Consider the following 26,000-nt stretch of genomic DNA (forward strand, 5'->3'; position numbering starts at 1 on the left):
CCATTTTTTTGTCTGGCTTTTAGTCCGCGAAACCCGCAGCACGTGCAACTTTGGTCGTGAAACGCGCCGTTGGGCGCTTTGGCGTGGCATGATGCGGCGCGAAGCGGCAGCGGGGCAGGCCCGGATGCCGTTGCGACGTGTCTGCTGAAGGAGAGTTCCATGTTTGACGAGGGTATGGTCAATGAGCGCTGCCGCTGGCCCCGCTGGCGCGACAGGCTGCGTACCGCTGAACAAGCCGCTGCGCTGATTGAAGACGGCATGACCGTGGGCATGAGCGGCTTTACCCGAGCCGGGGAAGCCAAGGCCGTGCCCCGGGCGCTGGCCGAGCGGGCCAACAACGAGCCGCTTGCCATCACGCTGATGACCGGCGCGTCGCTGGGCAATGACCTGGACAAGCTGTTGACCGAGGCCAACGCGCTTTCCCGGCGCATGCCGTTTCAGGTCGACGCTACCCTGCGCCGGGCGATTAACGACGGTAGCGTGATGTTTATGGACCAGCATCTGTCCGAGACGGTAGAGCTGTTGCGCAATCGCCAGCTGGCCGAGATGGACGTTGCCGTCATCGAGGCCTGCGCGATTACCGAAGAAGGCTACATCGTGCCGACAACCTCGGTAGGCAACTCGGCCAGCTATGCGATACTGGCCGACAAGGTCATCATCGAACTGAACCTGGATTCGCCGGCGGCGCTGGAGGGGCTGCACGATATCTATATTCCCCAGATGCGCCCCACGCGCACGCCGATTCCGGTGGTAGCGCCCGATTCGCGCATCGGCACGCCGTATATACCGATCGATCCCGATAGCGTCGCGGCGATTGTGATCACCCAGGGCAAGGACAGCCCCTCCACGGTGCAGCCGCCGGACAACGATACCCGGCGTATCGCCGAGCACCTGATCGGCTTTTTTGCCGATGAAGTGGAAATCGGCCGTTTAACACCGGCGCTGCTGCCGCTGCAGGCGGGTATCGGTAACATGGCCAACGCGGTGGTGAGCGGGCTGGCCGAAGGCCCTTTCAAGCACCTGACCATGTACTCTGAAGTGCTGCAGGATTCGACCTTTGAGCTGCTGGACAGCGGCAAGCTGGACTTTGCTTCGGGCTGCTCGATTACGCTTTCAGAGCGCTGCGGCGAACGGGTGTGGAACGATATCGAACGCTACCGTGACCGTTTGATACTGCGGCCCCAGGAGCTTTCCAACCATCCGGGGATTATTCGCCGGCTGGGCATCATCGCCATCAACACAGCGCTGGAAATGGACATTTACGGCAACGTCAACTCCACCCACGTTGGCGGCACCAAGATGATGAACGGCATCGGCGGCTCCGGCGATTTTGCCCGCAACGCGCAGCTGTCGGTTTTCATTACCAAATCGCTGGCCAAGGGAGGGGATATTTCCAGCATCGTGCCCTTTGTCAGCCATGTGGACCACACCGAGCACGACGTGGACATTTTCGTGACCGAGCACGGCCTGGCCGATCTGCGCGGGCTGGCCCCGCGGGAGCGCGCGGTGCAGATCATTGAACGCTGCGTGGATCCCTCCTACCGCCCGGCGCTGCGCCGCTACTTCGCCGATGCCTGCAAGCGCGGCGGCCACACTCCGCACTGCCTGGAGCAGGCGCTGAGCTGGCATATCGCCATGGAAGAACACGGGCATATGCGTCGCTTTCGCAGCGAAGAAACCGCCGACGCCGTGTAGGTAGCGCGGTGCTCGCCGCCGGGGCCTCAAGGGGCCCTGGCGGCATCCGGACGGGTGGCGATAAAGGCGGCCACGCCGCTGAACAAAAGCGCCAGCGCGGCCAGAAGCCACGGATGAGCGCCGCCCAGCCATAGCGTGACAAAGCTCAAGGTCAGCAGCACATAGGCCGTGATCTTGGCCCGGGGAGGAATTGCCCGCTGTTCGCGCCAAGCGTACAGGTAAGGGCCAAAGCGCGGATGTTCAAGCAGCCAGCGGGCAAGTCTGGGCGAGCCCTTGGTGGCCGCCCACAGAGCCAGCAGCAAAAACGGCGTGGTAGGCAGCAGCGGCAACACGATGCCGGCAGTCCCCAGGCCGATACAAAGATACGCCAGCGCGCACCAGGCGATGGGAGTAAAACGCATACCGCGCCTCCTTGACGCGCCTCCTTGAAAGGGGAGTTGCGCAGTTTAAACGTTAAGTCGCGAGCCGCTTACATGGCGGCAAGCCAAGAGAGTGCGCTGTGCTGGTTGGCCGCCCCCAGCATGTAGGCAAAGACCATCACCGCGGCAACGGCAAAAGAGGCACGCACGGTGGGCGTGGCGCCGCGCTTGATGGCAACGGTGCCCAGCACGATATACACAATCAGCGCCGCGATCTTGGCCGTCAGCCAGCCCGGCAGCGGCCAGAAGTTCAGCATCACCGCGAGAGCCACGCCGAACGTCAGCAGCGCGGTATCGATAACGTGCGGTGCAACTTTGACCCAGCGTGCCTTGAGCACGCTGTTTTCATTGACCGACCAAAACGCCCGCAGCACAAAAAACATAACGCTCAGATAGGCGGCGCTTACGTGCAGGTGTTTAACGGCTGTATAGCTTTCCATAATGCGTTGTTCCTGAAATCAGTGTGTGCCCGCTGCCGGCGGTGCCGGCGGTGTCGGTTAGCCGGCCTTGCCGTCAGGCCGTGCGCGCAGCAGAGGAACCACATAGTACAGGATAAAAACAAAGTAGCTGATACACCACGCGATAATCGTCAGCGTATAGACCCAGTGGCTGGTTTGCGGGTACAGCCACAGCCACAGCGAGCGCATCAGCGCGGCGGCCAGCATTAACCCCAGCGCCACCCCGATTCCCGGCAGCGTGCGAATAATGCGGCCGGTGTGCCCAAGCGATACCCGAGACATCATGGAAAGCATCATGGTCCCCATGCCGCCGATGGCCAGCGCATGCAGCGCGGTTTCTACCCGCTGGCCGCCGGCGTGCTCGATGGCCCACAGCACTAGCCCCAGTACAATAAACGCATAGCTGGCATGCAGCCCCCACAGCAGCGGCTCGCGCAGGATGTCGACGTGATACCAGCGCGACAGCCGCCAGGCGTTGGCCGTAGCGGCCACCAGCAGCGCCGGAACGAGCAGTGCGTGGGCGATTCCCAGCCCCGCAGCGGAGAAGATTTGCAGCACCAGCACCGCGACAAGACCGCCCAGGCTTGCGATTTCCAGCGAGCGCAGCCGTGCGGGCTGTTCAATGCCGAGCTTGCGCGAGGTGAAAAACGGAATCACCCGCCCGCCGAGCAGCGCCATCAGCAAAACGATCAGCAGCATGGCGGAGTGGCTGGCCTCACGCATCAGCGCGCCGTCGCCCTGCTGCGCGCCCAGGTGCATAACGGCGTTGGCGCAGGCCAGCGCGACCAGCAGCGGCACAAACGCCAGGTTGCGCCACATGCGCACGGCAACGACGCGCCGGGCCATGGCCAGCGCTGCCAGAGGAAGGAAAGCCACGTCCACCGTGAACAGCAGCGCCGGCGGCAGCGAGCCGCCGTAGGCCAGCAGCACGCGCGCCCCGAGCCACAGCCCGGCCAGCCCGGCCAGCGGCCAGCCGCTCAGCCCCGGCCGGCCGGTCCAGTTCTGCACGGCGGTGAGCAAAAAGCCAACGATAATGGCGCTGCCAAAGCCAAACAGCATTTCGTGCGGGTGCCACCAGAACATGCCGCCGTAGGGCGAAAGCCACAGATTGCCGTGCCAAAATGCCAGCCAGGCCAGCAAGGCCAGCACGCTGAACACAGCGCCCAGCAGGAAAAAAGGGCGGAATGCCAGCCGCATCAGCGGCAGGCGGCGGAGCAGGGCGGATTCCTTCATGGGGCGATTCCTGACGAGTTTACTGGGGTATGCGGCCAGCATACGAAAAACTCATCAAAAACGCATGACCTGCGTCAACGTGCAGCGGCACCGCGCTGAATGGCCAACCATCAGCGATCCCGGGGCGCCGCACTGGTTTTTCGGGCATCACTCGTTGCGATGCTCTTCCACGATCTCGCCGTTGACCGGATTGAAATAGATCTCGACTTTCACACCTTTTTTGTCTTTGCCGTAAATCTCGTAGCAGCTGCCGTCGGTGACCTTGAACCTGTCAACGGTGTAGCCCTGGTCGGCCAGCTTTTGTTTCATGGCGTTTTGGGAAAGCCAGTCAGCCTCGGGCGCCTCGGTGCACTGCGGGCCGGCAACGGCGGCACCGGCAAACAGCAGGGCCGCACCGGTCACGGCGATTGAATGCATTTTCATACTCGTTCTCCTTGTCGATTCACAATGCATGCCGGTTGGCATACCCGTTATCCAAACACGCCAAACTTACGCGAAACTTAATCAACCTTTACACTGTTGGCCTGTCTGTTGATCGGGCTTGACGACGCATGCTGGCATTTCTGCAAGGTTTCTCGTACGGGCTGTTTCTTTCCTGTCTGCCCTGGCTGGTCATCGGCCTGGCAAGCCCGCAGCGTGCTCTGGGCACGCTGCGACCCACGCGCCTGCAGGCGCTGGGCCGCTACGGGCTTGCCGTGCCGTTTGTGGCCGGGCTTTTGTGGCTGACCTCGCTGTGGGGCGGCTTTGGGCCTTCGCTGAGCGGCTGGCTGGCAGGGCTTGTCGCGGTGGCCGTGGCGATCCCGCTGGAGCGCCGCGGGCGCAAATGGCAAACAAAGCGCCGGCAGCGGCGCGCGCAAGCCCGGCACGAACAGAAGGCAGCAGAGCGCCGGGCCGAGCAGGCCCGTCAGGCGCGGGAAAGCGGCGAGGAACGCCTTGATCCGAACGCCCCGCCGCCGGATGCCGACGACGTGACCCTGGCGCTGTGCGATGCCAAAAAGCGGCTGCTGGCGGCTCGCCAGCCGGCACTTGCCGAGCAGGCCGACCGTTTGTATGGCCGCTACCGCAAGGCGATGGCGGTATTGCTGGAGCGCTTCGACGTCGGCGAGCTGGCTTTCGAGCGCGCCCGTTCACTGGTCGCCGAGGTGTGTTTTACCGCGGTGGACAACCTGGTCGCCATGGCCTCTCAGGCCAGCGGCATGGCCGGCATCGACGCCGACGCCGTGCGCCGGCGGCTGGCCCACGAAGGCGAGCGGCTGAGCCCGGCGGAGCATCTGGCCTTGAAGCGTCGCCTGGCGCTGGTGGAAGATACCCGCCGGCAGCTGCGTGCGCTTAGCGGGCGCAACGAAACCGCGCTGACCGCTTTGGACAACATGGCGGTGGCCATGGCCCGGGTGGATACGCGCCGCCCGCAGGCGTCCGTGAGCGCAGACCGGGCGCTGGCCGACCTGCAACGCTTCGCCGACGCGGCGCCGCGCTACGGCCGCCGCTGAAGGCCCCTTTGTACAAAAAGGACCCCTGATCCATGCCAACGCCACACGATGCTCGCCGCCAGGCGCTCTATCTGCCGCCGGCAGAAGACGTGGCCGCCGAGCTGAAACGCCGGTCCGCTGGCGCATCTGCAAGCGCTGTATCCAGCCACGAATCGCTGGCGGACCGGGCCGCGCGCTTTGCCGATGCGCTGCTGGCCCACAGCGACGAGCGCCAGACCCGGCGCCGCTATATAGACGAGCTGGGAAGCGACGCCCAGCGCCAGGCCGCCTATCAAAGTGAGCTGCTTAAAACGCCCATGCGCACCCTTGCCGAACAGAGCGAAGAAGGCGGGCCGGTGGTTCAGGCGCTGACCGGGCTGAAGCGCCGCATGCGTGAGCTTGACCCCCAGCACCACCGGCTTTCCCGGCGCGGCCTTGACCGCGTACTCGCGTTTATTCCCGGCATGAGCACCGGCCTGGCGCGCTATTTTCACAAGTACGAAAATGCCCAGCAGGCGCTGGACGCGATCATCCACGAGCTGGAGTCGGGAAAGGATCGGCTGGGCCGTGACAATCTCACCCTGGCAGACGATCAGCAGGCGCTGGAAGACGCCGCGGAAAAGCTCCAGGAGCAGATTGAACTTGGCCAGCTGATCGATCAGCGCCTGGTGAGAAGCGCCGAAGCGCTGCCGGCGGAAGATACCGAGCGGCGCTTTATCGAAGAAGAGCTGCTTTTCCCGCTGCGCCAGCGCGTGGTTGATCTTCGCCAGCAGCTATCGGTCAGCCAGCAGGGCGTGCTGGCGCTGGAAGTGCTGATTCGCAACAACCGCGAGCTGATGCGCGGGGTCGACAGAGCCATCAACGTCACCGTCTCGGCGCTGAGCGTGGCGGTAACCGTGGCGCTGGGGCTGGCCAACCAACGGCTGGTGCTGGACAAGATTGAGGCGCTCAACGCCACCACTGCCGACATGATTGCCGGCACTGCCGGGGCGCTGCGCCGTTCGGGCGCGGATATTCAGGCCCGCGCCGGATCGGCGATGCTGGATATGCAAAAGCTCGAACAGGCCTTTGACGACGTTCTGGTAGCCATTGACGATGTGGCCCGCTATCGTCGCGAAGCGCTGCCGCAGCTGGCAGAACAGGTCAGCCGTCTGGACGCGCTCTCTCGCCGGGGCGGGGAGGCGATTAAGCGCCGCCCCGGCCCTTTGTAACCGGCGCATCGTATCGTGAGCGCGGTCGTCATTGAGGCGAGCGTTATTGGGACGATCGTTATTGGGGAGTAGGTGCCCGTGGATGCTGGACTGACGTATTCCGCCCTGGTGTTTCTGGTGGCGGCGGTGGCGGTTGTGCCGCTGTGCAAATGGCTGGGGCTGGGCGAGGTGCTTGGGTACCTGCTGGCAGGCGTGGCCATTGGCCCGTCGGTGCTTGGTCTGGTGCCTGATCCCGAGCAGGTGCTGGGGTTTTCCCAGATCGGCATTGTTTTTTTGCTGTTTATCATCGGGCTGGAGCTTAAGCTCTCACGGCTGAAGCTGATGCGCCAGGCGGTTTTTGCCTTTGGCAGCCTGCAGCTTGTGACCGCCAGTCTGGCCATTGCGCTGATGGGCTGGTGGCTGGGGCTGGCGCCGACGGCGGCGCTGATCGTGGGCTTTGGTCTGGGCCTGAGTTCGACGCCGCTGGTGCTGCAGCTTCTCGGCGAGGGCGGCGAGCTGCAAAGCCGCCAGGGCCGCTATGCCTTTTCCATCCTATTGTTTCAGGATATGGCCACGATTCCCCTGCTGGCGCTGATTCCTTTTCTCGGCGCTGACAGCGCCCTTGACGGAGGGGCTGCGTCCGCTTTTCAGGATGTAGGGCTGGGCATCGGTGCGCTGGCGGTATTGATTTTTGGCGGGCGCTATCTGCTGCGCCCGTTTTTCCACCAGGTCGCCAGGATGCGCAGCCGCGAGATGTTTCTTGCCGCGGCTCTGATGGTCGTGCTGGGGGCGGCATTGCTGATGGAGCAGGCCGGGCTATCCATGGCGCTGGGCGCTTTTGTGGCCGGCGTGCTGCTGGCGGATTCAGAGTATCGCCCGGCTATCGAGGCGGACATTCAGCCGTTCAAGGGGCTTTTGCTGGGGCTTTTCTTCATGGCGGTGGGGATGACCGCTCAGGTCGAGCTGTTGCTGGCAGAGCCCTTGCGCATTTTGCTGCTGGTGCTCGGGCTGTTTGTGGTCAAGTTTTTCATGCTGCTGCTGGCCACGCGGCTATTTCGCCGGCCCTGGCGTGTGGGCCTGCGGCTGGGCATTTTAATGGGGCACGGCGGCGAATTTGGCTTTGTGCTGTTTTCCACCGCGCTGGCCGCCGGCGTTATGGATGCCGCGCTGGTCGATACGCTGATTTTGATCGTATCGCTTTCCATTGCGCTGGCGCCGCTGATCAACGCGCTGGCGCTGCGCTCTGGGCTGCTGGCGCATAAAAAGAAGCCGGCGCGCGACTACGACCGCCCGGAGCACCACCGGCCGCGTGTGCTGATCATCGGATTCAGCCGCTTCGGCCAGGTGGTCGGCCGGGTGCTGCAGAACTTGCAGATCCCCTTTACGGTGTTGGACAGCGATCCGGAGCGCGTGGATTTTGTCCGCCGCTACGGCCATGAGGTGTATTTCGGCGACGCCTCGCGACTGGATCTTCTGGAGGCGGCCGGTGCCGGGCGCGCGCACCTGCTGGTGCTTGCGGTAGGCGAGGTGGATATGTCCATCCGCGTGGCGAGCCTGATTAGGCGGCGCTTCCCCCGGGCCAGGCTATTGGCCCGAGCGCGGGACCGCTACCATGCCCAGCAGCTGATGCGGCTGGGGGTCTCCGGGGTGATTCGCGAGCTGCTGCTGTCGAGCCTGGAAATGACGCGGCGGGTTTTGCTGGAGCTTGGCGTTGAAGATGACATTGCCCGGCACACCATTGAGACCTTTCGGCAACACGACGAGTATACCCTGGCCCGGCAGATGGAAGCCTCGCGCGAAGAGCAGCAGCAGCCGCAAAGCCACGCGCAGGCCAACCGCGAGCTGCAGGAGCTTTTTCAGGCCGATGCGGAAAGTTTGACGCCGGGCACCCTTGAGGCGCCGGCGCCGCGCAGCTGAGCCGCTGTCTGGCCGGGCGGCGATCAGCCGGCCCGCCAGGGTACAGCCCGCGTGGGGCCGGCGTTTTGCATTGCCGGCGTGTCGGCTTATGGTGGGGGCAACGGCCGCCGCGCCGGCGGCGAGCTGAACATCGCAAGGAGGAGCCATGAGCCAGAGCAAGGCGTTATCACCGCTTTACGTGTACTACGACGGCGCCTGCCCGATCTGCCGGCGTGATCGAGCCCGCTACGAGCGCTGGGCCGGCGAAGCCGGCGACTCGGTGCGCTGGTGCGATCTCAACGAGTACGGCGAGCGCCTGCGCGATATCGGTGTGGACCCCGACGTGGCGCTGATGTCGCTGCACCTGGAAGACGACCAGGGGCGTCTTTACGCCGGCATTGACGCCTACGTGCTGCTGATGAAGCGTGTTCCGCGCCTGCGCCCGGCCGCGTTCATCATGGCGCTGCCGGGCGTCAAGCCCGTGCTGACCGCGCTGTACAAACGCTGGGTGCGCCGGCGGCTGGCGCGGGAAGGGCGCCTGCCTTCCTGAGCGCAAGGGCTGTGCCGGCGGCGGCCTTACCGATTCAGCTCATCGGCGTAGCAGGGCGGGGAGGCCGGCGGCTCGCGGTCGCGCGCGTCTTCGTTTTCCAGCGCCTGCAGCAGGCTTTCGCGCAGGGCCGGCAGGTGCGAATCCTCAATGCGCCGGGTAGCGGTCAAAAGCGTCAAGCGCCCGGCCCGGGCAAAGCGCATCAGTGACAGCAGCAGGGTGTCGCTTTCGGCAAGCTCCAGGCGATAGCGGGTAGCAAAGGCTGCGTGACTGCGCTGGTTGCGACGGTACTGGCGCCGCAGCGCGTTTGAAGGCGCCGTTTCCGGGTGCCAGGCGCTGAGTGCGAGCGCCTCGCGGGCCTTGCCCCGGGGCCAAAGGCGATCCACCAGCACCCGGGCGCCGTCTTCCGCCTCGATGGGGGCATATACGCGCTTTAGCGCAATCGAGTAGCTCACTGTGCCTTCTCCTTGTTTCTTACAGGCCGTTGCCGATTTGCGGCACAGTCTAGCAAACCCCGGACCGGGCGTTTAGCGCGCCCCAGCGGTGCTTTGCCTTGATGGTGGCGCGCCGAGGCCATAGTCTGGTGCGCTACCGCCTTTGTTTTTGATGCGAGCCCTGAACGCGTGACATCCACCCATTACGCCCCAGAAAAAGCCGCTGAGCTGACGCCCGAGGGCGATCGTTACTTTGACGGCATGGCCGACAAGTTCGCACGCTCGCTGTACAGCGCCCCGCGCGGTGCGCTGCGCCTGGCTCTGCTCGAAACGCTTATGCCCGAGATGCTCCCCCTGGACGGCCAGCCGGCGCTGGACGTGGGCGGCGGCCTGGGCCAGCAGGCGGCCTGGCTTGCCCGGCGCGGCCATGCGGTAACCCTTGCCGAGCCGTCTGCCGATATGCTGGCGTACGCCCGCCGCGCGTTTGCCGATGCCCCCTTTGCCGAGCGTATTGACTACTTGCAAGCGCCGCTGCAGGCGCTGGAAGCCCGCGCGCCCGGCCCCTGGCCGCTGATGGTGTGCCATGCGGTGCTGGAGTGGCTGGGCAATCCCGGCGCTGCCCTTGCCGTTCTCGGCCGGCTGCTGGCGCCGGGCGGCCGGCTAAGCCTGATGGTGTTTAACCGTGACGCCCTGCGCTTTGCCAACGTGATCAAGGGCAACCGGCAAAAGGCGCTGGACGATCGGCTGGAAGGCTGGGGGCGGGGCAAGCGCCTGACGCCGGTATCGCCTTTGACCCATGCCGACGTTGAACGTTTTGCCGCCGCCGCCGGGCTGGAGATCGAAGCCACCGCCGGTATCCGTATTTTTCAGGACTATCTGCGTGATCCCGTAGCCGATGACGCCGACCGGGCGACGCTTTGGGCCCTGGAGCGCGCCTATTGCCGCGTGGAACCCCACTGGCGGCTGGGCCGCTATTTGCTGTATACCCTGCGCAAGCCCTAGCGCACCTCCCTGGAACCGCTACCCACACCACAAGAGATTGCCCATGAGTGCCCAGACGCCGAGCTGCCAGCTGCTCAACCGCGATGCGTTTTGCCATGATGATGACTTTGCCGGCTTCTGGGCGATATCGCCGCCGGACGACCCCTGGCTTTGGCACGCCGCCGCAGGCGGTGTTAGCGCCGACGAGGCGGTGCTTGAGCGCTGGCGCGGTGCCGGTCAGCCTGTTGCCTCGCCGCTTGGGCAGGCGCCGGCGATGCCGGCGGCGGTACTGTTCTGGCCCAAGGCGCTGAAGCTGGCCGGCTGGTGGCTGGACTGGCTCAACCAGAGCCTGCCCCACGGCACGCCGTTGGCCGTAGTAGGCGAGCACGGCGGCGGCGTGCGCCGGGCCGCTCACATGCTTGCTGAGCGGGCCATGGCGTGCGACAAGCGCGACAGCGCCCGGCGCTGCTCGGTGTTTGTCAGCAAGACACGCAGGCCCGCCGAGCCGGCAGCAGACGCCGCCTGGGAGCGCTTCACCGCCGGCGAGCTAACGCTTGCCAGCCACCCCGGCGTGTTTGGCCACGGCAAGGTGGATGAAGGCACCGCGCTGCTGCTGGAAACGCTGGCCGGCACGCTGGGGAAAACGCCGCTGAAGGTGCTGGACCTGGGCTGCGGTGACGGCATCATCAGCGCCTGGCTTGCCCGGCGCGGCCATCAGGTGACGGCGGTAGACGTCAATCACTTTGCCGTGGAAGCCACCCGCCGCACGCTGGCGGCAAACGGGCTTGAAGGCCGGGTACTGGCAAGCGATGTGTACTCAGGGCTAGAGCCGGACGCGCGCTTTGATCTGATCGTGAGCAACCCGCCGTTTCACCAGGAGCGTGATATTGACTACGGCCCGGCCGGCAGGCTGATCCGCGAAGCGCCCGCCCGGCTTGGCCGGGGCGGGCAGCTGGCGCTGGTTGCTAACGCCTTTTTGCCCTACGCCGCCACGCTCGGTCACGCCTTTGGCGAGTTTGACGTGCTTGCGGACAACCGCCGATTTCGGGTGTATCGCGCCTGGGTGCAGTAAAGAAGCAGGCCGGGCGCCGGCACGCCGCACTCCGCTGGCTCACACGCTTGGCTTTGCCGCTTTGCGCTGATAAGCGCCGCTACGTGATCGGCGCGTAGTGAACGGCGGTGACAATGTATTCCTGCTGGCCGCCGGGGGCCGCTACGGTGACGTCGTCATCCACGGCCTTGCCCAAAAGGGCCTGGGCCAGCGGCGCATCCACGCTGATCCAGCGCTTGCGCGTGTCGGTTTCGTCGTGGCCGACAATGCGCAGCGAAAGCGTCTCGCCGTTGTCGTCTTCAAGCTCGACAAAGGCGCCGAAAAATACCTTGCCGGTATCTGCCGGCAGGCGATCCACCACCTGCAGCTCGTCAAGGCGCTTGGTCAGGTAGCGAATGCGCCCCAGCACGCGCCCGAGCTCTTTTTTATTGTAGGTGTAGTCGGCGTTTTCCGAGCGGTCGCCCTGGGCGGCGGCTTCACCTACCTTGGCGGAAAGCGCCGGGCGTTTCACCCGGGCGAGGTGGTCGAGAATGCCGCGCAGGCGCTGGGCGCCCTCAGCGGTGATCAGATTGCTCTTGGGCTGCTGGCGCGGGTCCTTGGCCGGATCGCGCCAGCGCGTCATGTTTCTGCCTTTCATGGAAGCTCTCTTTATCTGCGCGGGGGTAGCCGGGCGCTACTCTACGCCAAACGCCACTTTAAGGGGTTCGCAATCGCGGTGCCAAGGCGCGAAGTTGATGCTGGCAGGATATTCAAGCGTCCGTTACTCATCAGCGCGTAAAGCATCGCCCCATCGGGCGGTGATAAAAGCGCGCACCGCAACGCGGTGCCGGGGTTGAAGGTTCCATCACCACCTGATATTTATACAAAATGACGAAACGTGCCTACAAGGAACGGTTTTATCCGACGCCCGAACAAGCCGCCTTGCTGGCGCAATCGTTTGGCTGCGCGCGTTTTGTCTGGAACAACACCCTGGCCTATCGCACCGAAGCGTATCAGCAGCGCGGGGAAACGCTCACCCACTCGGCAGCGGAAAAGCGGCTGGTGGCCCTCAAGGCGGAATATCCGTGGCTGAAGGACGTGTCCAGCGTGATTCTGCAACAAGCCCTGCGCGATCAAAAAGCGGCCTTCGACAACTTCTTTAATCCGACGCTCAAGGCGCGATATCCGCGCTTCAAGGCCAAGAATGGCCGGCAATCCATCCGACTGACCCGAGCCGCCTTCCGCTACCGGGACGGCGAGATCACTATCGCCAAAACGAAAACACCGCTACCGATCCGCTGGAGCCGGCCATTGCCCGGCGCCCCGTCCAGCGTGACGATTTCACGCGACCGTGCAGGCCGCTACTTCATCAGCTGTCTGTGCGAATTCACGCCCGAGCCGTTGCCGTTCTCTCCTAACACCGTGGGTATTGATCTGGGGCTGACCGACCTGTTCATCACCAGCCAGGGGCAGAAGTCGGGCAACCCGCGCTACCTCAAACGGTATGCCGCCAAACTGGCCTACCTGCAACGCCGATTGAGCAAAAAGCAGCGAGGCTCGAACAACCGCCACAAAATGCGCCGCAAGGTGGCGCGTCTGCATGCCAAAATCGCGGACTGCCGCCGCGACGCCATGCACAAGGCCACTCGAACGCTGGTCAACGAAAACCAAGTGATCTGCGTCGAGACGTTGAACATTGTCGGCATGCTCAAGAACAAGACACTGGCCAGAGCCATCAGCGATGCCGGCTGGGGCGAGTTCCTGCGCCAGCTGGCCTACAAGGCCGACTGGGCGGGCCAACAGCTCATTCAGGTCAGCCGGTGGCTGCCCAGCAGCAAGACGTGCCACCACTGCGGCCACAAGATCAAAAAGCTGCCGCTATCGCAGCGCCACTGGCACTGTGACGGCTGCGGCCAGGCCATTGACCGCGATATCAACGCGGCCAGGAATATCGAAACCGCCGGACGGGCGGGGTAGCCTGTGGAGCGACTGGATCGGGGGCTGTGGTCTAATCGTCACGGTCTAGTGAAGGCGTGTTGAAGCAGGAAGGTTCTCGGGGTGACCCGGGAACCCTCGCCCAAAGCGCAGTGCGCGGCGGGCGGGGAGTGTCAGATTGCGTGCAGCAGTGATCTTTTAACAGCCTCACAAGATGCCGGGAGCCTCTTATGTCTTGTATACGTATTCGCAAAGCCGCGGTAATAGCGGCGCTGGCCGGTGCGGCGACGATGTTTGCCGTTGCTGCCTCAGCCACTGCACCCGAGGGCTTTTTCGAGCTGAAAAATCGCGTGGAATATACCCTGGCCGAGGTGCCCGATGCCGAGCGCGAGGCAACGCTGAAAGCGCTGGCAGAAGAGATGAATACGCTGGCCGAGCAACATCCCGATAACGCCGAAGTGCTGGTGTGGCAGGGGTTGGTGCTGGCCGCCTATGCTGGCGAGCGGCGCAGCTTTGGCGCGCTGGGCGATGCCAAGGCGGCGCGCCGGGCGCTGGAGCGCGCCATCAAGCTGGACCCAAAGGGCAATAACGGCTCGGCCTATGTCACTTTGGGGATTTTATATGCCCGGGTGCCCGGCGGGCTGATCAGCTTTGGCGATAGCGAAAAAGCCGATCGCATGTTCCAGCGCGCGCTGGAGATACGCCCTGACGGCATTGACGTGAACTATTATTACGCCACGATTCTTGCAGACGAAGACCGCACGCAGGCGGCCCGCGAACACGCCCGGCGCGCGGTAAACGGCACGCCACGCCCGGCCCGGCAAGATTCCGATGAAGCGCTGCGCGAAGACGCCCGCTCTTTGCTTGACACCCTGTAGCGCTTTGCCCCGGCGCCCGGCGGCGGAAAGTCGGTTGGCATTCCCGGCGACGTGCCCCGATAATACGCCGACATGTTCCGTGTCGGGAGGCACTTATGGCGTTTATTTCCGCCGAATCGCTGCTAACGCCGCCTTTTACGCAAAAAGATGTGGATATCACCTCGCGCGAGGTGCTGCAGCAGGGCTTTTTCCACGTGGAGGCACTGACCCTGCGCCATCGTCTTTTCGAAGGCGGGTGGAGCCCGCCCATGCGCCGTGAGCTGCACTGCCGCCACGGCGCGGTGGGCGTTTTACTGTATGACGTAGCGCTGGATTCGCTGGTGTTTATCGAGCAGTTTCGCGTGGGGGCCATCGATGACGCCTCGCCGTGGAAGCTCGAAGTCGTGGCCGGCCTGACCGAAGACGGCGAAAGCGCAGAGGACGTGGCGCGGCGCGAAGCCCGGGAAGAGGCCGGCTGCGAGATTCAGGAACTGATCAAACTGCACGACTACTACCCCAGCGCCGGCGCCTGCAACGAGCGGGTGACGCTGCTGGCCGCGCTGGTTGACGCCAGCCAGCTGGGCGGGGTGCACGGCGCGGTGGATGAAAACGAAGACATCCGCGTGCATGTGGTACGCTTTGCCGATGCCTGGGAGCTCATGGCCGCCGGGCGGCTCGATAACGCCATGGCGCTGATCGGCATGCACTGGCTGGCCGGCAAGCGCGCCTCGTTGCGCGCCCTTCCCGAGCACGCGCGCCGCTTTGGCGCGCTGACCGCCGCGCAATAACCCAAGCAGGAGCGAACATGGCACGAAATGCCTATGTGACCGATCTGAAAACGCTGCAGGGCGAATGCAGCGCCAACTACCTGCGGCTGCTGCGCCTGGTGGGCGACATGGAGCAGGGCGAGCGGCGTGAGATCGGTCTGGGCGATACCTTCACTGACGCTGCAAACGCCTTCGCGCTGCGCCTGCACGTGCGGCAAAATGCGCCGTACACCACCCTGGTTGAGATCAGCCAGACTGGCCCGCTGGACCGCGTGATAAAGCATCCGCGCATGCGCGTGCATCTCTACCATGACGTGCGCATGGCCGAGGTGATCGACTTTCAGCGCGAGCGCCATTTCAGCGGGCGCTACCGCTATCCCAATACGCGTATGCACCAGCCCGATGAAAAGCTCCAGCTCAACCGCTTTCTGGGCGAATGGCTGGCCCATGGCCTGGCCCACGGGCACAGCGCCTTTGTCGCTGAAGTGCCCTGAGGCGTTGCCGGTGAAGCTAATCCAAATGACCGATCTGCATCTGCACGCCGATCCCGCCGCGCGATCGCGCACCGGCGTGCCCTTTAGCCGGCTACAGGCCGTGGTGGCCGCGGCGAGCGCCGAGCAGCCCGACGCTGTGGTAGTAACCGGCGACATCAGCCAGGATGAAACGGCGGCCTCCTACGCCGCCGCCGCACGGCTGCTGGATACGCTGGCGTGCCCCTGGCACTGGCTGCCCGGCAACCACGACCGGCTGGAACGCATGGCCGCCGAGCGCGCGCCGCCGGCGGCGGTGGACCTTGGCGGCTGGCGCATGCTGCTGCTGGATACCCAGGTGCCCGGCGCGCCCTACGGCCGACTCGGGGTGCGAAAGCTTGCCGCCATGGCCACACAGCTTGACAAAGACCGCCGCCCTACGCTGATCGCCATGCACCACCCGCCGGTGGCGGTGGGGGCTGCGTGGATGGACGCCATCGGCCTGGCGGACTGCGACGCTTTTTGGCGCACGCTGGCCGGCTACCCCCAGGTGCGCACGGTGCTGTTCGGCCATGCTCACCAGACGTTTGCCGGCCAACGGCAAAATGCCGGTCGCACGGTGGACGTTTACGGCTGCCCGGCGGCGGCGGATCAGTTCTTGCCCGGCGCTACGCACTTTGCCGTGGACCCTGATGCAAGCCCGGGCTATCGCGTACTTGCGCTTGACGGCGGCCATCTGAGCACCCGGGTGGTGCGCGTTTGCGATGCATACAGCGGGGCATTGCAGGAAAAAGCCGCGCGTCCTGTCCCGGGAGTGTGAGGGCATGAGGCACGCTCTGCGGCGCGTTGCGCATTTTTTCAAGCGGCTGGTTCATCTGGCCGCGTCGCCCATGCGTCGGGACAGCGGCCGTGGGGGAACGGTCGTGCATCCGTATCGCGGCTACGGCTCGCGGCAAGAAGCGTTTGTCATGGGGCGCGTCTATCGTCAGCCGGCGCCGGCGCGGATGATACCCCGGCGCGGCGCGCTGCGCGACGTGGCCGATGTGGCCCGGCGCATGCTGCGCCGAGGCGTGGTGCGCGTGGAGGTGGAAGTGCGTCTGGGTGACAACGTCCGCCGGGTTGTCACCGACCGCGACGGCTATTTCAGCGCACGCATATCACTGGCGTCGCCGCTGCCGGTGGCGCTCTCCTGGCACCGGGCCGACATCGCGGTGAAAACCGTCGCCGAAGGCACGGTGCGCACCCGTGCTGAGGTCTATGTGCCCTCACAGGACACAGACCTGCTGGTGATCAGCGATATCGACGACACGGTCATGTTCACCGGCGTGGCCGAAAAGCTCAAGATGCTCTATCGCCTGTTTATGAAAAAGGCCGAGCGGCGCACGGCGTTTCCCGGCGTCGCGGCGCTGTATCAGGCGCTGCATTGCGGCGCAAGCGGCAGGCTGGAACGGCCGATTCTTTACGTGTCTCGCGGACCCTGGGCGATTTATGAAATGCTCGAAGCGTTTTTCCAGCTCAACCGCATTCCCGTAGGGCCGATTTTGTTTCTGCGCGAATGGGGGCTTTCCTGGCGTCACCCCTGGCCGCGCCGGGCAACCGATCACAAGCGTGATTTGATCGAGCGTATGCTGGCTTTGTTTGACGGGGTGCCCTGCGTGCTGATCGGCGACAGCGGCCAGCACGACCCGGAAGTCTATACCCAGATTGTCAAGGCCTACCCCGGGCGCATCGCGGCGATTTATATTCGTCGGGTAGACAGCAGCCCCGAGCGCGAAACCGCTATTAACCGGCTACGCGAAGAGCTTGTCGGCAGCGACTGCGAGTTGATACTCGCCGCGGATAGCCTGAAAATGGCGCGCCATGCCCATCACCGCGGGTTTATTTCGGCCCACGGCCGCCGCGCCGTCAGAGACGACGTTCGTGCCCACCCCGACGCCTAGTGCGGCCGGTTGGCGATCACCACCGCCCGGCGCGGGGCCGGATAGCCCTCAACGGTGCGGGTGCGGTCTTGCGGATCGAGAAAGTCGGCAAGCGACTGGTAGGTCATCCATTCGGTTGAGCGCTGCTCGTCAAGCGTGGTGGGGGCCTCGTCCACCACCCGCACGCCGGTGAAGCCGCAGCGTTCAAGCCAGTGGCACAGCGCAGCGGAGGAAGGCAGAAAATAGACGTTGGGCATGGCCGCGTAGCGGCTGCCGGGCAGCATCACGGTCTGCTCGTCGCCTTCGACCACCAGGGTTTCCAGCACCAGCTCGCCGCCGGGCGCTAGCGCCTCTTTCAGCTGCTGAATGTGCGCAAGCGGCGAAGGGCGGTGGTAGAGCACGCCCATGGAAAACACCGTGTCGAAAAACCCGAGGTTTTCCGGCACGTCTTCGATGCCCACGGGCAGAAAGTGCGTGCGCCCGCCGTCGGCATCGCCGACAAAGTGGCGCACCGCCTGAAACTGCCAGTAAAACCGCGGCGAGGGGTCAATCACCAGCGCAAACGCCGCGCCGGCGCCGGCCATGCGCCAGGCGTGATAGCCGCTGCCGCCGCCCACGTCGAGCACTTTTCGCCCGGCAAGCGGCGCCAGATGCGGGGCCACGCGCTGCCATTTCCAGTCCGAGCGCCACTCGGTATCAATCTCGATGCCGCCCAGCGAAAACGGCCCCTTGCGCCAGGGCGCGAGCTTTTTCAGCAGGTTCTCGCACTGGCGGCGGCGGCTGTCGTCAAGGTCAAGCGCCACGCGCACGGTGTCCTCGTTCAGCGCGACCTCGCGCTCGGCGGACAGCTCGGGCAGCTTGGCCACGGCTTTTTCCCACATGGGCAAATCGCCGTGGCGGCGGCGGTCGAGCCCGGCGGCCAGCTGCTCGGGCAGCCGGGCCAGCCATTCGGTTAGCCCCTGGTCCAAAAACGCCTGGTAGAGTGCGCGCTGGTCGTCGGGCAGGGTTTTTTGCGGCATGGTGTCGGGCACCGTTCAGCCCTCCTTGAAGGCGATCATTGAGGCGAAGTTGAGGTACTGAAACCACGTCATCGAGCGGGCAAAGCCTACGCGCGCAAGCCGGGCGTGGTGGGCCTCCAGCGTATCCGGCACCAGCACGTTTTCCAGCGCGGTGCGCTTTTGGCTGATTTCCATGTCGCTGTAGCCGTTGGCGCGCTTGAAGTCGTGGTAGCGTTCCACCCGCCAGGCGTTGTCGTATTCGTCGGCGTCTACGGTCTTTTCCGACAGCACCAGCACGCCGCCGGGCTCAAGGGCCTGGTACAGCCGCGCCAGCAGCGCGTCGCGGTCTTCCGGCGGGAGAAACTGCAAGGTGAAGTTGAGCATGATCATGCCCGCCGAGGCGTACTCCACCTCGCGAATATCGGCAACATCGACCTGCATGGCGTGCGCCGGGCACTCAGCGGCAAAGGTTTGGCGGGCGCGCTCGGCCATGGCCGGGGAGAGATCCAGCCCTACGTAGTCAAAGGCGTCCGGCGGCAGGGCACCGGCCAGGGCCAGGCCCCCCGCGCCCAGCGAGCAGCCCAGGTCGTATACCCGGGCGCCGTGGCGCAGGTGGCGGCTGGCGATCAGGCCGAGCATGCCCAGCACCTGGCCGTAGCCCGGCACCGAGCGGCGGATCATGTCGGGAAAGCACGCCACAACGGTCTCGTCGAAGGAAAACTGCGCCACCCGATCAAGGGGTGTCGAAAAAATGGCGTCACGGTAAGATGCATCACTCATGGGGCAGGCCGGTCCGTAAAACGATCTGTAACAATAAACGGTCGCGCCCTAGTTTACGCGCCCCGCCATGACGCGAACAGACGCCGTTTCACAAACGCGTGCCACAAGGAGAGGGCCAGATGGCCAACGCTGAACCTACCACGCCCGATACGCTGCCGGCCTGGCAGGCACTTTTGCGCCACGCCGAACGCCACCGGGCAACACACTTGAAAACGCTGTTTGCCCGTGATTGCCAGGGCAAACGCTTTGCGCATTTCAGCCGCCGGGTGGCCGGGCTGACGCTGGATCTGTCCAAGCAGCGCTGGGACGAGCCGACGCTTGCGCAGCTGCTGGCGCTGGCCCGGCAGGCCGGGGTTGCCGATGCCATCGACGGGCTTTTGAGCGGCCGGCGGGTTAACCAAAGCGAAGATCGCCCGGCGCTGCACACCGCGCTGCGCCTGCCGGCGGATGCCACGCTCAGCGTTGACGGCGAGGACGTGGTGGCCGCAGTGCATCAAAGCCTTGCGCAGATGGAGACCCTGGTCAAGCGGCTGCACGCCGGCCAGTGGCGAGGAGCGACCGGCAAGCCGATTAAGCGGGTGATCAATCTCGGGGTGGGCGGCTCGGACCTGGGCCCGCAGATGGTGGCCCACGCGCTGGCGGATTTTCGCCCTGACGATATCCATCCGCTGAAGGTGCACTTTGCCTCGACCATGGACGGCTCCCAGCTGGCCGACTATCTTGGCCGGCTGGACCCGGAAACCACGCTGTTTGTGCTCTCGTCGAAGTCGTTTACCACTGTGGATACGCTGTCCAACGCCGGCACCGCGCGGGACTGGCTGCTTTCGCGGCTGGCGCGCAAGGGCGCTACGTCGATCCGCCCGGAGCTGGTGATTCGCCAGCATTTTATCGGCGTTTCTGCCAGCCCCGAAAAAATGACCGACTGGGGCATCGCCCCGGCGCACCAGCTGCGCTTTTGGGAGTGGGTCGGCGGGCGCTACTCGCTTTGGGGGACGATCGGGCTGCCCATTGCGCTGGTGATCGGCATGGCCAACTTTCGCCGCCTGCTGGCCGGGGCGCACGCCCTGGACGAGCACTTTGCCAGCGCCCCGCTTGCCGATAACGCCCCGGTGATGCTGGCCCTTGCCGGTATCTGGAACGTGAACTTTCTGGATATTCGCGCCCACTCGATTTTGCCCTACGATGGCCGGCTGGAGTATTTTTCCGCCTATCTGGAACAGCTGGAAATGGAGTCCAACGGCAAATCCGTCACGCGGGACGGCGCGTCTGCCGGCTACTCCACCTGTCCGGTGCTCTGGGGCCAGCTGGGGCCCAACGCCCAGCACGCTTTTTATCAGCTGCTGCATCAGGGCACCCAGCCGGTGGTGTGCGATTTTATCGCGCCGCTTTCCCGCTATGACGGCGTCAGCGACCCCGACACCCGCCGGCTGCTCCAGTCCCAGCACCGTTTGACCCTGGCCAACTGCTTTGCCCAGTCCAGGCTTTTGATGCTGGGCGACGAAGCCATCGCCGACGACGCTCCGCGTCCGGCGCACAAGCGCTATCGCGGCAATCAGCCCTCTACTACGGTGCTGCTGGATCGGCTGACGCCGGAAACGCTGGGTTCGCTGATCGCCCTGTACGAGCACAAGGTATTCGTTCAGGCAACGATCTGGGATATCAATCCCTTCGATCAGTGGGGCGTGGAGCTTGGCAAGCAGATTGCCGGACAAACGCAGCGCATTCTTGAAGGCGACGCCGCGCCTGACGGCATGGACCCCTCCACCCGGGGGCTGATGGAGGCGTTCTGGCAGCTTGGCCGGAAAAACCCCGCCGGCTAGGGCGGGGCAGGGAGCGGGGCGGGCTGCCCCGGCGTGGGTCGGCCGGGGTGAGCTTAGCGGGCGCGTGCCTGCTGCTCGATGGACGGGCGCTTGCCCAGCATCAGCAGATGGTAGAAAAAGCCGCCCAGCGCTGCGCCGATCAGCCAGGCGTAACCGCCCAGCGCTTCAAGGGCCGGCACCCACACAGAGGAAACAGAGAAAATGGCGGCCAGCGCAAACGCCATGATGGCGCGCTTGTTCCAGCCTTTGATGTAGTAGTAGGCCCCGTCGGGATCGCGCGAGAACATGTCCTGGATATTGAGCTTTTGCCGGCGTAGCAGGTAGTAGTCCACCACGATGATGCCGTAGAAGGGGGCGACGATGGCGCCAATGGCGTTGACAAAGCCGGCAATGCCGATATTGCTGATCAGCGCCACCCACAGGCCGCCGACCACAAAGGCCACGCAGGCGGTAATCAGCCCGCCGGTGCGAAAGCTGATTTTGCTGGGGAAAAGGTTGGCCAGATCATAGGCCGGCGGAATAAAGTTGGCGACCAGATTGATGCCTACCGTTGCGGCAAAGAAGGTAATGGCGGCAATGATGGTCAGCGGCAGGGAGTCCACGTGGGCGATGATATCGGACGGGTTGGTCATGGTCTCGCCGAACAGCGCAAGCGTGCCGGCGGTGATGATCAAAGCGATAAACGAAAAGAAAGCCACGTTGAGCGGCAGCCCCACCAGGTTGCCGATCTTCATCTGCCGTTCGCTTTTGACAAAGCGCGTGAAATCGCCAAAGTTGATCACCACAGCGGCAAAGTAGGCAATCATGGTGCCGGTGATGGCCAGAAAGGCGTTGGCCGGGCTGCCCTTGAAGTCGCTTGAGCCGCTGAAAATGGTGTCGATCGCCGGCAACAAATCGCTGCCCGCCTGATACCAGATGATGATCATCAGCGCCACCATCACCACATAGACCAGCGGCCCGGCCCAGTTGAGAAAGTGCTTGATCCGTTCGATGCCCTGCCAAAACAGCATGACCTGGAACACCCACACCAGCGCAAAAGACAGCCAGTCAACGCCGGACATGCCCAGCCACCGGCCGCCGGGGTCGCCGAACAGGGCAGTGATCAGCAGGGCCAGCGCGGTGGAGGCAAAATAGGTTTGCACGCCGTACCAGAAGATGCCGGTAATGGCACGCAGCATGGCGGGAAAGTTAGCGCCGAAGACCCCCATGCTGGCGCGAATGAGCACGGGGAAAGGCACGCCGTACTTGACGCTGGGCTTGCCCGAAAGATTGACCAGCACCATCACTACGCAGCCGGCCAGAATAATGGCGGCCATGACCAGCCAGCCGTTCAGCCCGTAGGAAATAAACAGCGACGCTGCCAGGGTATAGCCGAAAAGGCTTTGAATGTCGTTGGACCAGACGTTGAAGATTTCAAACCAGCCCCAGGTGCGTGACGCCTTTTTGACCGGCGCCAGGTCTTCGTTGTAGAGCAAACCGGAGCTGTGCGTGATTTCCAGCTCTTCATCAGAAATGTCAGCCATGGGGCAATTCGCGCCTGTTGGTAGTATTGGTGTTGTTTTTACGAAATGTCATCTGAGCGCGAAAGGGCCACGCCGTGCCTTTCCGCGTCTTTGTATACAAAACGGATTCTGACAGTCGGATTCTGCGCGCGCAATTGAGCGTAAATCCTGAGGGATCCCCACGAATATGTTGCTACTCGCCGCATAAGCTCTGCTCCCTGACTTCCTCGCGAAGTTGCGCTCGGAGGGTAGTCCAGGTAGGCCAGGGCACGGCCCCAGGCTGATGACGTCGAAGATACTCCAGTCCCAGGCGCCACACGGAGAGCACGCTTCGGTGCCGGATACTGTTGCTCTGGTAGCGTTGCTGTTGCCCCCGGGCTCGGACATCCAAGCCGGCCACCATCATGGCCACGTTCGCCAGCATGGCGATTAGCAACAGGATCTCGATACGCTTGCCCTGGCGAGACTGTTGCATGCCGAAACCCAGACCGAACAAGGGACTTTTCACATCGCGAAAGCCTTCCTCGATCTGCATGCGCTGTCGATAGATCGTTACGACCTTGTTGGCCAGCGTTGAGCGGTCCGGCAGGTTGCTGACCAGCACCCAGGGCTCCTGCTGACGCCGCGCGATCGTTCGGCTTCCGCCATCCTGAGAGACCCGGCCTTGTTTATTGCGATGTTTACGTCCCCGTGGCGATTGATGATAGAGCACCATCTGGGTGTGGAACGGATGGTTTTCGGCGATCCGGACGGGGCCTAATGCGCGCGGTTCCGATGTCGCGTGTTGAAACAAGGTCTTCACGGGTTGCCATGCGTCGCCTGACGCCTGGTAACGGGTCGGCTGACGGACTCGTCCAACGATATACCAGCCGCGCGCTTCAACGGCCCGAAACCACGGATTACGGAAGCCGGCATCGGTCACCAGGATTGGCGTGGCGTCGTCGGGCAGGATCTTTGTTAGCGCATCCAGCAGATAGGCTTCACAGTGTGGGCATCCTTCCTTGTGGTGAACCTTCTCGAAGATGGGCAGCGATCGTCCGGCGAAGGGCACCGCCGCACGCAGCAGGAAATGTCGGCCGCGATCATCAATCGGCGACCAGTCCACCAGAATCAGGGGGCGCGTTGTATGGCCAATCAGCAGCGATGCCATGCGCCAATAGATTAGTGGCCTTTCTTGATGCAGGTGGGAATTGCCCAATAAACGATCGACTCGTTTAATGGCGTGCTTGGCATCCGTCGAGCACGGCAAAGCACGACCAATAGCCGTTAATCCCAGCCGTCGCTCGCCCAGCAGCGCGCCAACGGTATCGAGTACGGCCTGTAGCCGCTTGGCATGGATGACGGGGAGTGAAGATGTCAGTAAGTTATGCAAGAATCGAGGGGCCTGCATGGGTCTCCGTCGCATGTTGTTGTGTGTCGTAACTTACAACATGCATGACTCATGCAGGCCTTTTCAATCCTATCGTGCTGATTTTACTACCCAATTCATGGGGATCCCTCAGGCGTAAATCGCACTTTAGTCGCGCTTTTTGATCTGTTCGAATATACAGCTTTATTCTTTTGCGTTACCCTCTGGGCGCTATAGTATCCGTCTGGTCCTGACCGGCGGGTGCGCTGCGTTTTTTCGCTGCTTTCGGCGGGCAAGTGCCGTATGCGCCGGCAGCCAGCTTCACTTTTCAGGAAACCCGTGCCACATGTCTCAGTTTGATGCCTCTCAGTACGGCGCCAGCGCCATCGAAGTCCTCTCCGGGCTCGATCCGGTACGCAAGCGCCCCGGCATGTATACCGACACGTCCCGACCCAATCACATGGCCCAGGAGGTCATCGACAACAGCGTTGACGAAGCGCTGGCCGGCTATGCTCAAAAAATCAGGGTGGCACTGCTGGCAGATGGCGGCATTGAAGTCGCTGACAACGGTCGCGGGATGCCCATTGACATTCACCCTGAACACGGCGTGTCAGGGGTCGAGCTGATTTTGACCAAGCTGCATTCCGGGGGAAAGTTTTCGGCTTCCAGCTACCGCTTTTCCGGCGGGCTGCACGGCGTTGGGGTATCGGTGGTCAACGCCCTGTCGCGCCGGCTGGAGGTGGAAGTCACCCGCGACGGGGCGCGCCACGCCATGGCCTTTGCCTTCGGCCACAAAGTCGAGGAGCTGGCGGTGGCGGGCAAAGCACCCAAGCGCGCCCGGGGCACGCTGCTGCGTTTCTGGCCCGACGAAAGCTACTTCGACAGCCCCAAATTCGCCGTCGGGCGGATGAAGCACCTGCTGCGCGCCAAGGCCGTGCTGTGCCCCGGGCTTGAGGTCACGCTTATCGAGCCGGACGGCACCCAAAGCCGCTGGCAGTACGCTGACGGCCTGCGTGACTACCTGGTGGAGGCCACCGACGGCTATGACGTGCTGCCCGCCGAGCCGTTTCTGGGCCGCTTCAGCGACAGCGACCACGGCGTTGACTGGGCCATTCAGTGGCTGCCCGAAGGCGGCGAGGCCCTGGCGGAATCCTACGTCAACCTGATTCCTACCCCGCTTGGCGGGACCCACATCAACGGCTTTCGCTCAGGGCTTTTGGATGCGCTGCGCGAGTTCTGCGAGTTCAGAAGCCTTCTGCCCCGGGGCATCAAGCTCACCGCTGACGATCTGTGGGAGCGGGCGGCGTTTGTGCTCTCGATCAAGATGCTCGACCCGCAGTTTGCCGGCCAGACCAAAGAGCGGCTGTCCTCGCGGGCCGTCTCGACGTTTGTAGCCGGCGTGGTGAAAGATGCCTTTTCGCTGTGGCTCAATCACCACGTCGCCGACGGCGAAGCGCTTGCCGAGCTTGTGATCAGTGCCGCCCAGCGCCGGCAGAAAAAGGCCAAAAAGGTGGTGCGCAAAAAGGTTACCTCGGGCCCGGCGCTGCCCGGCAAGCTGGCGGACTGTTCCGGCCAGGACCCGGCCCAGAGCGAGCTGTTTCTGGTGGAAGGCGACAGCGCCGGGGGCAGCGCCAAGCAGGCGCGCCACCGCGAAACCCAGGCGATCTTGCCGCTGCGCGGCAAGATTTTGAACACCTGGGAAGTCGATTCCCACGAGATCTACGCCTCCCAGGAGGTCCACGATATCGCCGTGGCCATCGGCGCCGATCCCGGCAGCGCCAATCTGGAACGGCTGCGCTACCACAAGATCTGCATTCTCGCCGACGCCGACTCCGACGGCCTGCACATCGCCACGCTTTTGTGCGCGCTGTTTGTGCGCCATTTTCCCAGTTTGGTGGACGCCGGCCATATCTTTGTGGCCATGCCGCCGCTTTATCGCATCGATCTGGGCAAGGAAGTGCACTACGCCCTGGACGAAAGCGAGAAAGACGCCATTGTAAAGCGACTGGCAAAAAAGCGCGGCACGCCCAACGTCCAGCGCTTCAAGGGGCTCGGCGAGATGAGCCCGCTGCAGCTGCGTGAAACCACCATGGCGCCGGACACCCGCCGGCTGGTGCAGCTGACCCGCAGCGACGGCGACGGCAGCGAACAGATGCTGGACATGCTGCTGGCCAAAAAGCGCGCCGCCGACCGCAAACACTGGCTGGAACACTACGGCAACCTCGCCGAGGTCAACGTATAAGCACCGGCGA

General features: G+C 64.0%; 25 protein-coding genes. 15 read left to right on the forward strand and 10 right to left on the reverse strand.

Features of this window, described 5'->3' with window-relative positions; genetic code table 11:
* The first annotated feature begins 159 nt into the window (after positions 1-159).
* Positions 160-1,695 carry an acetyl-CoA hydrolase/transferase family protein gene (locus ACZ415_RS09110; protein WP_344702217.1) on the forward strand — a complete coding sequence of 512 codons (1,536 nt, stop codon included), beginning with the start codon at positions 160-162 and terminating at the stop codon, positions 1,693-1,695.
* Between the two features lie 26 nt (positions 1,696-1,721).
* Here the strand turns inward: ACZ415_RS09110 and ACZ415_RS09115 are convergent, their stop codons facing one another.
* The 4 genes from ACZ415_RS09115 to ACZ415_RS09130 form a co-directional block, all read right to left on the reverse strand.
* Entirely contained in the window at positions 1,722-2,096 is a 375-nt protein-coding gene (locus tag ACZ415_RS09115) for a YbaN family protein (protein WP_344702215.1), read from the reverse strand.
* 68 nt (positions 2,097-2,164) lie between these two features.
* A complete protein-coding gene (locus ACZ415_RS09120) occupies positions 2,165-2,554 on the reverse strand; it encodes a SirB2 family protein (protein ID WP_344702212.1) in 390 nt (129 codons plus the stop codon).
* Between the two features lie 57 nt (positions 2,555-2,611).
* Positions 2,612-3,805, reverse strand: coding sequence for an NnrS family protein (locus ACZ415_RS09125; protein ID WP_344702209.1), 1,194 nt, complete (start codon positions 3,803-3,805; stop codon positions 2,612-2,614).
* A gap of 147 nt (positions 3,806-3,952) precedes the next feature.
* Positions 3,953-4,228, reverse strand: a complete 276-nt coding sequence (locus tag ACZ415_RS09130) for a PepSY domain-containing protein (protein WP_344702207.1) — start codon at positions 4,226-4,228, stop codon at positions 3,953-3,955.
* Positions 4,229-4,356: 128 nt separating this feature from the next.
* On the opposite strand from ACZ415_RS09130, the gene ACZ415_RS09135 reads away from it, so the two are divergent.
* The 4 genes from ACZ415_RS09135 to ACZ415_RS09150 all read left to right on the forward strand — a co-directional run bounded on the left by ACZ415_RS09135 (position 4,357) and on the right by ACZ415_RS09150 (position 8,910).
* Entirely contained in the window at positions 4,357-5,295 is a 939-nt protein-coding gene (locus ACZ415_RS09135; protein ID WP_344702205.1) for a cobyrinic acid a,c-diamide synthase, read from the forward strand.
* A 32-nt stretch (positions 5,296-5,327) separates the two neighbouring features.
* Positions 5,328-6,485: a toxic anion resistance protein gene (locus ACZ415_RS09140; protein WP_344702203.1), complete on the forward strand. Its 1,158-nt coding sequence runs from the start codon at positions 5,328-5,330 to the stop codon at positions 6,483-6,485.
* 78 nt (positions 6,486-6,563) lie between these two features.
* The gene (locus tag ACZ415_RS09145; protein WP_344702201.1) at positions 6,564-8,381 is read left to right on the forward strand and encodes a monovalent cation:proton antiporter-2 (CPA2) family protein; all 1,818 of its coding nucleotides are present in this window, start codon (positions 6,564-6,566) and stop codon (positions 8,379-8,381) included.
* A gap of 145 nt (positions 8,382-8,526) precedes the next feature.
* Complete coding sequence (locus ACZ415_RS09150; RefSeq protein ID WP_344702199.1) at positions 8,527-8,910, forward strand: thiol-disulfide oxidoreductase DCC family protein; 384 nt, start codon at positions 8,527-8,529, stop codon at positions 8,908-8,910.
* 26 nt (positions 8,911-8,936) lie between these two features.
* Here the strand turns inward: ACZ415_RS09150 and ACZ415_RS09155 are convergent, their stop codons facing one another.
* Positions 8,937-9,362 (reverse strand): DUF488 domain-containing protein, encoded by a 426-nt coding sequence (locus tag ACZ415_RS09155; protein ID WP_344702197.1) that lies wholly within the window; start codon positions 9,360-9,362, stop codon positions 8,937-8,939.
* A 240-nt stretch (positions 9,363-9,602) separates the two neighbouring features.
* Here ACZ415_RS09155 and ACZ415_RS09160 point away from each other — a divergent pair, with 240 nt between their 5' ends.
* The gene (locus ACZ415_RS09160; protein ID WP_344702303.1) at positions 9,603-10,343 is read left to right on the forward strand and encodes a methyltransferase domain-containing protein; all 741 of its coding nucleotides are present in this window, start codon (positions 9,603-9,605) and stop codon (positions 10,341-10,343) included.
* A 43-nt stretch (positions 10,344-10,386) separates the two neighbouring features.
* Positions 10,387-11,394 (forward strand): methyltransferase, encoded by a 1,008-nt coding sequence (locus tag ACZ415_RS09165; protein ID WP_344702195.1) that lies wholly within the window; start codon positions 10,387-10,389, stop codon positions 11,392-11,394.
* Positions 11,395-11,473: 79 nt separating this feature from the next.
* Here the strand turns inward: ACZ415_RS09165 and greB are convergent, their stop codons facing one another.
* Positions 11,474-12,010 (reverse strand): transcription elongation factor GreB, encoded by a 537-nt coding sequence (gene greB / locus ACZ415_RS09170; RefSeq protein ID WP_344702192.1) that lies wholly within the window; start codon positions 12,008-12,010, stop codon positions 11,474-11,476.
* A gap of 230 nt (positions 12,011-12,240) precedes the next feature.
* Here greB and ACZ415_RS09175 point away from each other — a divergent pair, with 230 nt between their 5' ends.
* From ACZ415_RS09175 to ACZ415_RS09200, 6 genes are all read left to right on the forward strand, one after another.
* Positions 12,241-13,329, forward strand: coding sequence for an RNA-guided endonuclease InsQ/TnpB family protein (locus ACZ415_RS09175; RefSeq protein WP_464387723.1), 1,089 nt, complete (start codon positions 12,241-12,243; stop codon positions 13,327-13,329).
* 188 nt (positions 13,330-13,517) lie between these two features.
* Positions 13,518-14,165, forward strand: a complete 648-nt coding sequence (locus ACZ415_RS09180; protein ID WP_344702187.1) for a TRAP transporter TatT component family protein — start codon at positions 13,518-13,520, stop codon at positions 14,163-14,165.
* Positions 14,166-14,260: 95 nt separating this feature from the next.
* Positions 14,261-14,932: an NUDIX domain-containing protein gene (locus ACZ415_RS09185; protein WP_344702184.1), complete on the forward strand. Its 672-nt coding sequence runs from the start codon at positions 14,261-14,263 to the stop codon at positions 14,930-14,932.
* 17 nt (positions 14,933-14,949) lie between these two features.
* Positions 14,950-15,405, forward strand: coding sequence for a DUF1249 domain-containing protein (locus ACZ415_RS09190; RefSeq protein ID WP_344702182.1), 456 nt, complete (start codon positions 14,950-14,952; stop codon positions 15,403-15,405).
* 25 nt (positions 15,406-15,430) lie between these two features.
* Positions 15,431-16,201, forward strand: coding sequence for a metallophosphoesterase (locus ACZ415_RS09195; RefSeq protein WP_464387724.1), 771 nt, complete (start codon positions 15,431-15,433; stop codon positions 16,199-16,201).
* 4 nt (positions 16,202-16,205) lie between these two features.
* The gene (locus ACZ415_RS09200; RefSeq protein WP_344702178.1) at positions 16,206-17,321 is read left to right on the forward strand and encodes an App1 family protein; all 1,116 of its coding nucleotides are present in this window, start codon (positions 16,206-16,208) and stop codon (positions 17,319-17,321) included.
* Here ACZ415_RS09200 and cmoB read toward each other — a convergent pair.
* Both cmoB and cmoA read right to left on the reverse strand, forming a co-directional pair.
* Positions 17,318-18,319 carry a tRNA 5-methoxyuridine(34)/uridine 5-oxyacetic acid(34) synthase CmoB gene (gene cmoB / locus ACZ415_RS09205; RefSeq protein WP_344702301.1) on the reverse strand — a complete coding sequence of 334 codons (1,002 nt, stop codon included), beginning with the start codon at positions 18,317-18,319 and terminating at the stop codon, positions 17,318-17,320. The two genes, ACZ415_RS09200 and cmoB, sit on opposite strands and share 4 nt — an antisense overlap.
* A 15-nt stretch (positions 18,320-18,334) precedes the next feature.
* Positions 18,335-19,078, reverse strand: coding sequence for a carboxy-S-adenosyl-L-methionine synthase CmoA (gene cmoA / locus ACZ415_RS09210; protein WP_344702176.1), 744 nt, complete (start codon positions 19,076-19,078; stop codon positions 18,335-18,337).
* Between the two features lie 119 nt (positions 19,079-19,197).
* Here cmoA and pgi point away from each other — a divergent pair, with 119 nt between their 5' ends.
* On the forward strand, positions 19,198-20,898 hold the full coding sequence (gene pgi, locus ACZ415_RS09215; RefSeq protein WP_344702174.1) for a glucose-6-phosphate isomerase: 1,701 nt from the start codon (positions 19,198-19,200) through the stop codon (positions 20,896-20,898).
* Between the two features lie 53 nt (positions 20,899-20,951).
* Here the strand turns inward: pgi and ACZ415_RS09220 are convergent, their stop codons facing one another.
* Together ACZ415_RS09220 and ACZ415_RS09225 are read right to left on the reverse strand one after the other, a co-directional pair.
* The gene (locus tag ACZ415_RS09220) at positions 20,952-22,421 is read right to left on the reverse strand and encodes an NCS1 family nucleobase:cation symporter-1 (protein ID WP_344702173.1); all 1,470 of its coding nucleotides are present in this window, start codon (positions 22,419-22,421) and stop codon (positions 20,952-20,954) included.
* A 172-nt stretch (positions 22,422-22,593) separates the two neighbouring features.
* The gene (locus tag ACZ415_RS09225) at positions 22,594-23,790 is read right to left on the reverse strand and encodes an IS4 family transposase (protein ID WP_344702171.1); all 1,197 of its coding nucleotides are present in this window, start codon (positions 23,788-23,790) and stop codon (positions 22,594-22,596) included.
* A gap of 304 nt (positions 23,791-24,094) precedes the next feature.
* On the opposite strand from ACZ415_RS09225, the gene parE reads away from it, so the two are divergent.
* Positions 24,095-25,990: a DNA topoisomerase IV subunit B gene (gene parE, locus ACZ415_RS09230; RefSeq protein ID WP_344702169.1), complete on the forward strand. Its 1,896-nt coding sequence runs from the start codon at positions 24,095-24,097 to the stop codon at positions 25,988-25,990.
* Positions 25,991-26,000 lie beyond the last annotated feature (10 nt).

It is taken from the genome of Halomonas cibimaris, assembly GCF_055379665.1.